Source organism: bacterium, assembly GCA_036524115.1.
In the GTDB taxonomy this organism is placed as follows: domain Bacteria; phylum JAUVQV01; class JAUVQV01; order JAUVQV01; family DATDCY01; genus DATDCY01.
In genome coordinates, this window is record DATDCY010000007.1 from 1 (window position 1) to 8,287 (window position 8,287).

Genomic DNA, 8,287 nt, shown 5'->3' on the forward strand with positions numbered 1-8,287 from the left:
CAGACGCCGCTCAAGCTGGCCGTGCCGCTCCACGAGCTGGGGGTCCCGATCTTCGGGACCGCCCCCGACGCGATCGATCGCGCCGAGGATCGCGAGCGCTTCTCCGACCTGATCGTCAAGCTCGGGCTGCGGCAGCCAGAGAACGGCGTCGCGCGGAGCGCGGACGAGGCCTTCGCGGTGGCGCACCGGATCGGCTACCCCGTCATGGTCCGGCCGTCGTACGTCCTCGGCGGCCGCGCGATGGAGGTCGTCTTCGACGACAACGACCTGCGCACCTACCTCACCGAGGCGGTCCAGGCCTCCAACGAGCGGCCGGTCCTCATCGACCGCTTCCTGCGCGACGCCGCCGAGGTGGACGTCGACGTCGTCTCGGACGGCGAGGCGGTCGTGGTCGGCGGCATCATGGAGCACATCGAGGAGGCCGGCATCCACTCCGGCGACTCGGCCTGCGTGATCCCGCCGCACTCGCTCCCGGCCGCCGTGCTCGACACGATCCGCGACTACTCGCGCCGGCTGGCCACCGCCCTCAAGGTGGTCGGCCTGATGAACACGCAGTACGCGGTCAAGGACGGCGCGGTCTTCGTGCTCGAGGTCAACCCGCGCGCCTCGCGCACCGTGCCCTTCGTCAGCAAGGCCATCGGCGTGCCAATCGCGAAGATCGCCGCGAAGGTCATGGCCGGCGCGAAGCTGCGCGAACTGGGCGTGACGACCGAGACGGCAGTGCGGCACTACTCCGTCAAGGAGTCCGTCTTCCCGTTCAACCGCTTCCCCGGCGTCGACACCGCGCTCGGCCCCGAGATGAAGTCCACGGGCGAGGTCATGGGGATCGACCCGGACTTCGGCCTGGCCTTCGTCAAGAGCCAGTTTGGCGCCGGCACGCACCTGCCGACCTCCGGCACCGTCTTCATCTCCGTGCTCGACCAGTACAAGGAGCGGATCGTGCCGATCGCGCGGCGGCTGCTCGACCTGGGCTTCAACCTCTGCGCCACCGCCGGCACCGCGGACGTGCTCAACGCCGCCGGCGTCTCGGCCTGCCGCGTGCTCAAGGTCCACGAAGGCCGCCCGAACGTCGTCGACATGATCAAGAACCGCGAGATCAGCCTGATCATCAACACGCCGCTCGGCCGCCGCGGCAAGTCGGACTCGACCGCGATCCGCCGCGAGGCGCTCGCCCGGCAGGTGCCGACGATCACGACGATCCCGGGCGCCGCCGCCGCCGTCACCGGCCTGGAGTCGCTGGCGCGCGGCGAGCTGAAAGTGCTGTCGCTGCAGGAGTACCACGCCGGCAAGACGTTCTAGGATGGGCCGGCCGCCCGCGGTCGCCGTCTTCCTCGAGAACCGGCCCTTCTTTGGCGCGCTGCTCGCGCACGCGCCCCTGCTGTGGGAGCTGCGCCGCCGCCATCCCGGCCGGCGCATCGTCGCCTTCGCGCCGTTCGAGGAGGCGCACCTGCTGCGGGACCTCGGGGCGGCCGACGCGCTCGTGCGGTACGAACCGTCCTTCAGATGCGTCCGCAGCCATCTGCGCGAGCTGCGGCCCGAGGCGATCTACCTGCTGCGCCCCTACTCCTTCTGGCTGACCGCGGCGGTCGGCCTGCAGCCCGCCCGGCCGCGCGCCGGCTTTCGCACCCGCGCGGGGCGGCTGCTGCTGTCGCGCGCCGTGCCGCACGACGTCAGCCTCTACCGGCCGCGGAAGTACCTGGCGCTCCTGCCCGACCTCGACCACCGCTCCGCGCCGCTCGACGGCTTCTTCCGGGAGCTGGCCGCGGGCGCCGACCGCGCCGCCCTGCCCCCAGACCCCTTCGTCGCCGTGCTGCCGGGCGGCGGCGCCGGGGCGTTCAAGCTCTGGGGGGTCGAGCGCTTCCTCGCGGTCTGCCACCGGCTCGCGGGGGCCGATCCCCGGCTGCGCTTCCTGTTCGTGCTCGGCCGCGCGGAGGAGCACCTGCTGCCGGCCATCGAGGCGGCGCTCGGCGCCGATCGCGCCCGCGTGCTCCTCGAGGCGCCGGTGGCGACCATCGCCGCCGCGGCGCTGGCGGCCGAGGCCGCGGTCGGCAACGACTGCGGCCCCGGCCACGTGTTCCAGATGTGCGGCTGCCCCTACGTCTGCGTGATGAGCGACCACGACGCCCGCGCGCCGCAGCGGACGCTCGAGTGGCTCGACGCGCCCAACCGGCCGCTCGCCCAGGTCTCGCCGCCGGGGGCGCCGATCACGGCGGTCCCCGTCGAACCTGTGGCGGCGGCGGTGCAGCGCGCCTCGGCGCTCCGCGCCGGGCGCTGACCGGGAGCCGAAGGCCTCGAAATCCGCGGGTGCGGACCTTACCGCCCGGGGAACCAGTGCCAGCGGGCCAGCAGCAACAGCATGAGCGCGACGCCGCCGACCCAGGCCTGCCACTCGCGGTGCTGCCGCAGGACGAGGCCCCAGTCGAACGAGCCGCGGCTCTCCGGCGGAACCCTGAGGCGGGGGAAGAAGCGCGGCACCTCGCGGGCCCACGCGGCGTAGGCCTCGCCGAAGATCCGCGTGAGCAGGACCTCCTCGCTGGTGATGAGGCGGTGGTAGACCGGCACGGCGATCAGCAGGAACGCCAGCGCCACCCAGACGGCGCGGCCCATCACCAGGGCACCGCAGGCCATGAGGAAGCTCCCGAAGTAGAGCGGGTTGCGCGTGTGCGCGTAGGGGCCGGTCACCGCGAGCGCCTCGCGCTTGCGGATGTGGCCCGCCGCCCACGTGCGCACCGCGGCGCCGAGCGCGAACAGCACGGCCCCGCCGGCGATCGCCCCCGGCGTCGGCCGCGCCTCCACGAGAAAGGCAGCCGCGAAGACCCAGCCGAGCGCCAGCCGCCGGTCCTTGAGACGGTCGAAGAGAGCGGTCAGCACGGCGTCGCGATCCGGGCGGACGGCGATCGGCGACGGTCGAACGCGGCTCTTCGCATCGTTGTTTCATGGTACCACACGCCCCCCGGCCGCGGCCGCGCGGCGCGCCCCGTGTGCTAGACTTTCCGGCATGTCCGTGGACGATCGGGTCCGTGCCCTCGGCCGCGGCGTCGTGGGCCGGCTCGAGCAGACCGCGGGGATGACCGTCCTGCTCGGGCGCGCGCTGCGCAACCTCGACGCCCTGCGCTCGCGGCCCGTGCGCACCGTCTTCTTCCGCCAGGTCTACTTCACCGGCCTCCAGGCGCTCTGGCGCGTGGGCGGCATCGGCGTGCTCATCGGCGTCATCGTGCTCACCCAGGTCGCGAGCCTCGTCGGCAAGAACGCGGCGCTCGGCGGGCAGATCCTCGTCTGGACGGTGATCCGCGAGCTCGGCCCGCTGTTCGCCGCGATCATCGTCATCAGCCGCAGCACCAGCGCCGTGGCCGCCGAGCTGGGCGCCATGCGCGTCAACCGCGAGATGGAGCTGCTGCGCTCGCTCGGCATCTCGCCGCTGCGCTACCTGGTCGTGCCGCGCGTGGCCGGCATGGCGGCGAGCCTCGTCGCGCTCACGGCCTGGTTCGAGGCCGTGACCATCGCCGGCGGGCTGGCCTTCAGCTCGCTGGTCGTGCAGCTGCCGTTCCTCGCGCAGCTGCGGAACATCGGCGGGGCGCTGACCGCCGGCGACATCGGCGTCTCGCTGCTCAAGAGCGTCCTCTTCGGCCTCGTGGTCGCCGCCACCGCCTGCTACCACGGGCTGCGCGTCGGCGCCTCGATCACCGAGATCCCGCAGGTCACAACGCGCGCCGTGATGCAGAGCCTCACCCTCGTCGTCGTGGCCAACGTGCTGCTGACGGTGGTGCTCACCTCGTGATCGAGCTGCGCGCGGTCTCGATCGGCGACTTCCGCGAGGCGAGCTTCGCCGTGGGCCCCGGCGAGCGCTGCCGGCTGCTGCTCGCGTCCGAGGCGGACCTGACCCTCTTCCTGCGACTGGTCGTCGGGACCGTGCGCCCCGAGTCCGGGACGGTGCTGCTCTTCGGCGCGGACAGCGCGCACCGCACCGAGGCCGCGGCGCTCGCGGCGATGGCCCGCCTCGGCATCGTCTGGCCCGGCGGAGGCTTCGTGAGCAACCTCAAGGTCTGGGAGAACATCCTGCTGCCGCTTTGGTATCATGGCGACGAGCGCGCCGAGCGGCGCGAGGACGAGGTGCTCGCGCTGCTCGGGCGGCTCGGCATGGAGCCCGCCCGCGTCGCAGGCTTCCTCGCGGCGATGCCCGCCAGCCTGCCGACGCGCGAGCGGCACATCCTGGGGGTGGTGCGGGCGATGCTGCCGGACGCCGAGGTCATGATCTACGCCGGGCTCTTCGAAGGGCTCGACGCGCCCACCCGCGCCGCGCTGCTCGGGGAGACGTCCCGCCACCACGACCGCCGCGAAGGGCGTGCGACGCTCTACGTCGCCAGCGGCGCCGACGGGCTCCCTCCCGGGCCGTTCGCCGGCACATCGCTGCGCCAGACCCCCGAGGGGAGGCTCGAGCCGTGGCGCTGATGCGCGAGAGCGACCCGCGCTTCGCCGCCCTCGAGCGCCGGGTCGGGTGGTTCCTGCTCGTCACGGCGCTCATCGTCGCCGGCGCGGTCGGCGTCGTCGGCGTCCGCCAGGGACTCTTCACGCCGAAGGCCTCGCTGACCTTCTTCGACGACAGCGGCCGGGACCTCGCCGAGGGGATGGAGGTCGTGACGCGCGGCTTCCACATCGGCAAGGTGCGCCGCGTGCAGCTCAACGAGGCCGGCAAGGTCCAGGTCACGCTCGCGATCGAGAAGTCGCTCCTGCGCTGGATCCGGAGCGACTCGACGGCGCGCGTCGTGGCGAAGGCCCTGATCGGCGATTCGCGGATCGAGATCAGCCCCGGCACGCCCGGGGCGCCGCCGATGGCGCCGGGCGGCGTCATCGCATTCGTCCGCGAGCCGGACCTGACCGAGGTGGCGACGCGGGTCATGGAGGAGGTCAAGCCGGTGCTGCTCGCGGTCAAGAACCTCGTCGAGTACCTCGACGACCCGCAGGGCGACGTCAAGCAGTCGATCGCGAACATCCGGCGGCTCTCCGCGGGGCTGGTCGAGACGCGCGGGCACGTCGACGAAGCGCTCGCGACGATCGGCGCGCGCGTCGAGGCCGTCGCCGCGAACCTCGAGGCGCTGTCCAGCTCGCTGCGGACCGAGCTGCTCCCGCAGGTCTCCGGCCTCGTGACGGACGGGCGGCAGCTGGTCGGCGACGGCCGGCAGCTCATCGGGCAGGCGGGCGGGGTCGCGAAGTCGCTCGACGCCTTCGTGCGCGAGGACCTCCACGGGATCGCGACGCAGCTGCGCGAGGAGTTGGTCCCGCAGCTGCGCGCCGTCGCCGCCGACGCCGGACGGGCGGCAAACGCCGCGGGCTCGGGCGTCGAGCGGATCGACCGGGAGCTGCCCGCGATCCTGGAGAAGGTGAACGCGAGCCTCGAGAACATCCGCACGATCACGGCGGAGCTGGTGCCCGCCTCGCGGGAGGCCGCGGGCGTCGTGCGCGAGGGCGGCGCGCTGATCGAGGACTCGCAGGCGCTGGTGCGCCGCACGCAGCAGCTCTGGCCGTTCCGTACCGGGGGCGACAAGCGCGGGGCGACGATCGGGGTCGACAGTTATGAGATCGAAAACCGGCCGGACGGCGGCGCTCGCGCTCCTGGCGCTCGCTGAGGCGCTGGCGGCCGGCTGCGGCGGCGCGCCCCCGGCGCGCTCGCCGGCATACCGGCTCCAGGAGGATCTCGCGCGCTCGGGCGGGAAAGCGTGGGCGAAGGGCGATCTGCAGGGCGCGATCGCCTCCGAGGAGCGCGCGCTCGTCGTCGCCCGATCCGTCGAGGACGAGGAGGGGATCGCGCTGCGCATCCTGGACATCGCGGCGCTGCGTCGCGCGGCCGGTCAACCCGCGGAGGCGTGGGCGGCGCTCGCGGAGTTGCTCGACCAGCCGCCGGCGCTGCCCTACCCGGACCGCCTGCGCGCGGAGGCCGCGCGGATCGCAGGGCTGCTCGCGCTCGACGCCGGCAACGCCGTCGAGGGCGCGCGCTGGGCCGGGCGCGCACGTGAGCTCTGCAGCGCGTCACGGTGCGGCCGCGAGGGCGCGCTGCTCAACCTGCGCGCCCGCGCCGCGTTCGTCGCGGGGGAGCACGGGGAGGCGCTGCGCCTGGCGCGGGAGGCGGGCGCGCTGAACCGGGAGGCGAAGGACGACGCTGAGCGCGCCAACTCCCTGCGCATCGGCGCCGACGCCGCGCTCGCGCTCGGGCGGCCGGGCGACGCCGCAGAAGCCTACGCCGCGGCACTCGAGATCGACAAGCGCCTCGGCCTTGCGGGGAAGGTCTACCTGGATCTCCTCGGCCTCGGTCGCGCCGCCCAGGACGGCGGACGGGCCGCAGAAGCGCGCGGCTGGTACGAGCGGGCGCGCGCCGCGGCCCGCGCCGCGGGCGCCGACGCCGCCGAGGCTGAGGCCCTGCTCAGTGGCGTGTCGCCCCCATCATCCCGGCCATGAAGCCGCCGATCAGCGCCCCGAAGAACACGACGGTCACCAGGGTCAGCACGATGAAGAAGCCCGCGATGACCGCGACCGTGGCAATCGCCTTGTCGCGCGGCATCCCGTAGACGCTCTGGAGGATCGTGACGCTGACCGGCAGGTGCCAGAGGCCGATCAGCGGCCCGAGGAACGGGATGAACCCCGCCCAGCCCAGGAGCGCGGCGTGCGACTCGGCGCGGAACAGCGCGAGGTAGTCGCCCTTTCCGCCGAAGAAGATCGTCGCCACCAGGTGCAGGATGCCGACGCCGATCGCCGTGCCGATCAGCGCGGCGATGGCGCCGCCGATCATCCCGCCGAGCCCGCCGTGGATCCCCGTCAGCGCGCCGCCCGCGGCGACGATGGCGAGCCCCGGCTGCAGCGCCTGCTCGTCGGCCCCGACCTCCGCGGCGACGCCGCCGTTGAGCTTCACGATCTCGACGGCCTTCTTGAGACTACCCGCGAAGTCCATGTCGCCCCCCTCCCGCCGCGCATCGGCGCCCCTGCCTGCGTCGCGAACCCTGGTCGCCATGGTACCACCCGCCAACGCGGCGCGCGGCGCACACCCCCGGCCGTCGCGCTGTGCTATCGTCGCGCCCGTGCTCGTGCCAGCGCCGCACCACCTCGACGAGGCCGGGGGCGAGGAGCTGATCGGCCGCCTCGCGCGGCTCCCCCGCGCGCCGGAGGCGATCGACTGCTCGCCGGTGCGCTTCGCCGACCCCGCCGGGGTCCTCGCGCTCGTGTCGATCGGCCTGTCGGCAGAGTTCCGGCGCGGCAGCGCCTGGGGATTGGTCCTGCCTCGCGAGCCCGCCGTGCTGTCCTGGCTGACCCGCTGCGGCGCGACGCGCCTGCTCGAGGAGCTGTTCGTCGTCGCCGGCGCGCCCGGTGACGGCGACGGCGCGCGCCGCGGTGGCGAGACCGATCCCGTGCTCCTCGACGCCGCCGTCGTGCGCGAGGGCGCGGACATCCACCGCGCCGTCGCGCGGATCAAGGGGCGCGCGGACCTGCTGCTGGTCTCGCGCCTCGGCTACTCCGGGCTCGCGGCCGACCGGTTCACCGTGGCGATGGCGGAGATCTGCCAGAACGCCGTGGACCACAGCGGCAGCGCGGGCGTGGCGCTGGCGCAGTGCTACCTGCACGCGGCGGGCGGGCCGGAGATCCGCCTGGCGGTGGCGGACGTGGGCATCGGCGTGCGCGCCAGCCTCGCCCCGCGGTACGCCGCCGGCTTCGCCGGCACCTGGGACGATGGGGCGGCGCTCGGCCTCGCCTTCGAGAGCGGCGTCACCGGCACCGGCGACCCGGACCGCGGCCTCGGCCTTGCGGCGGTCTCGAACCTCGTGCGCGCCTGGGGCGGCTCGCTGCGGCTGCGCAGCGGCACCGCCGCCCGCGTCGTCGGCGCGCATCCCTCCGAGCGCGCCGGCCTGCCGCATTTCCCCGGGACGCAGGTGTCAATCAGGCTTCCGCACGCCGCCGGCGGACGATAGCGGCCCATCAGCGCCCGGCAAGACAGCGTACTGAGCGAAGCCTCTCGCGGGCGCTTCCATGGGGGCTCCGCCCCCTCTGGCGCGGCTGGCGCCGCTGTCACCCCCGGAGAACGTCGAGCGCCTTGCATCTGGCCCCTTCTCGGCAGTCCGCCCGCGGACTCTTCACACCACGTGTCAGGTCCGTTGCCCAGCGAAGCGAGGGCAACGAGCATCCGGTCCACGGCTCCGCTGCCCAGCGAAGCGAGGGCGACGTACCCGTCCTGTTCACGGGCCGCCCTATCCTCGTGCACGCCCTCGCGCGCGAGAAGGGTCCGGATGCAAGAAGCGCGACGATC

At 74.1% G+C, this 8,287-nt stretch carries 9 protein-coding genes; 7 read left to right on the forward strand and 2 right to left on the reverse strand.

Annotated elements, in window-relative coordinates:
- A partial coding sequence (locus VI078_00295; GenBank protein ID HEY5997726.1) for an ATP-grasp domain-containing protein occupies positions 1–1,299 on the forward strand: 1,299 nt, incomplete at its 5' end.
- Position 1,300: 1 nt separating this feature from the next.
- The gene (locus VI078_00300) at positions 1,301–2,275 is read left to right on the forward strand and encodes a glycosyltransferase family 9 protein (GenBank protein ID HEY5997727.1); all 975 of its coding nucleotides are present in this window, start codon (positions 1,301–1,303) and stop codon (positions 2,273–2,275) included.
- 38 nt (positions 2,276–2,313) lie between these two features.
- On the opposite strand, the gene VI078_00305 is transcribed toward VI078_00300, so the two are convergent.
- Positions 2,314–2,871 carry an isoprenylcysteine carboxylmethyltransferase family protein gene (locus VI078_00305; GenBank protein HEY5997728.1) on the reverse strand — a complete coding sequence of 186 codons (558 nt, stop codon included), beginning with the start codon at positions 2,869–2,871 and terminating at the stop codon, positions 2,314–2,316.
- A gap of 127 nt (positions 2,872–2,998) precedes the next feature.
- Here VI078_00305 and VI078_00310 point away from each other — a divergent pair, with 127 nt between their 5' ends.
- The 4 genes from VI078_00310 to VI078_00325 are packed head-to-tail and all read left to right on the forward strand — an operon-like array spanning position 2,999 to position 6,450.
- Positions 2,999–3,778 (forward strand): ABC transporter permease, encoded by a 780-nt coding sequence (locus tag VI078_00310; protein HEY5997729.1) that lies wholly within the window; start codon positions 2,999–3,001, stop codon positions 3,776–3,778.
- A complete protein-coding gene (locus VI078_00315) occupies positions 3,775–4,449 on the forward strand; it encodes a hypothetical protein (protein ID HEY5997730.1) in 675 nt (224 codons plus the stop codon). The genes VI078_00310 and VI078_00315 overlap by 4 nt, the downstream gene beginning before the upstream one ends.
- A complete protein-coding gene (locus tag VI078_00320) occupies positions 4,449–5,624 on the forward strand; it encodes an MlaD family protein (GenBank protein ID HEY5997731.1) in 1,176 nt (391 codons plus the stop codon). Before VI078_00315 ends, VI078_00320 begins: the two co-directional genes overlap by 1 nt.
- Positions 5,572–6,450, forward strand: coding sequence for a hypothetical protein (locus VI078_00325; GenBank protein HEY5997732.1), 879 nt, complete (start codon positions 5,572–5,574; stop codon positions 6,448–6,450). The genes VI078_00320 and VI078_00325 overlap by 53 nt, the downstream gene beginning before the upstream one ends.
- On the opposite strand, the gene VI078_00330 is transcribed toward VI078_00325, so the two are convergent.
- A complete protein-coding gene (locus VI078_00330) occupies positions 6,416–7,000 on the reverse strand; it encodes a hypothetical protein (protein HEY5997733.1) in 585 nt (194 codons plus the stop codon). The genes VI078_00325 and VI078_00330 overlap by 35 nt on opposite strands.
- A gap of 67 nt (positions 7,001–7,067) precedes the next feature.
- On the opposite strand from VI078_00330, the gene VI078_00335 reads away from it, so the two are divergent.
- Entirely contained in the window at positions 7,068–7,952 is an 885-nt protein-coding gene (locus tag VI078_00335) for an ATP-binding protein (protein HEY5997734.1), read from the forward strand.
- Positions 7,953–8,287: the final 335 nt, after the last annotated feature.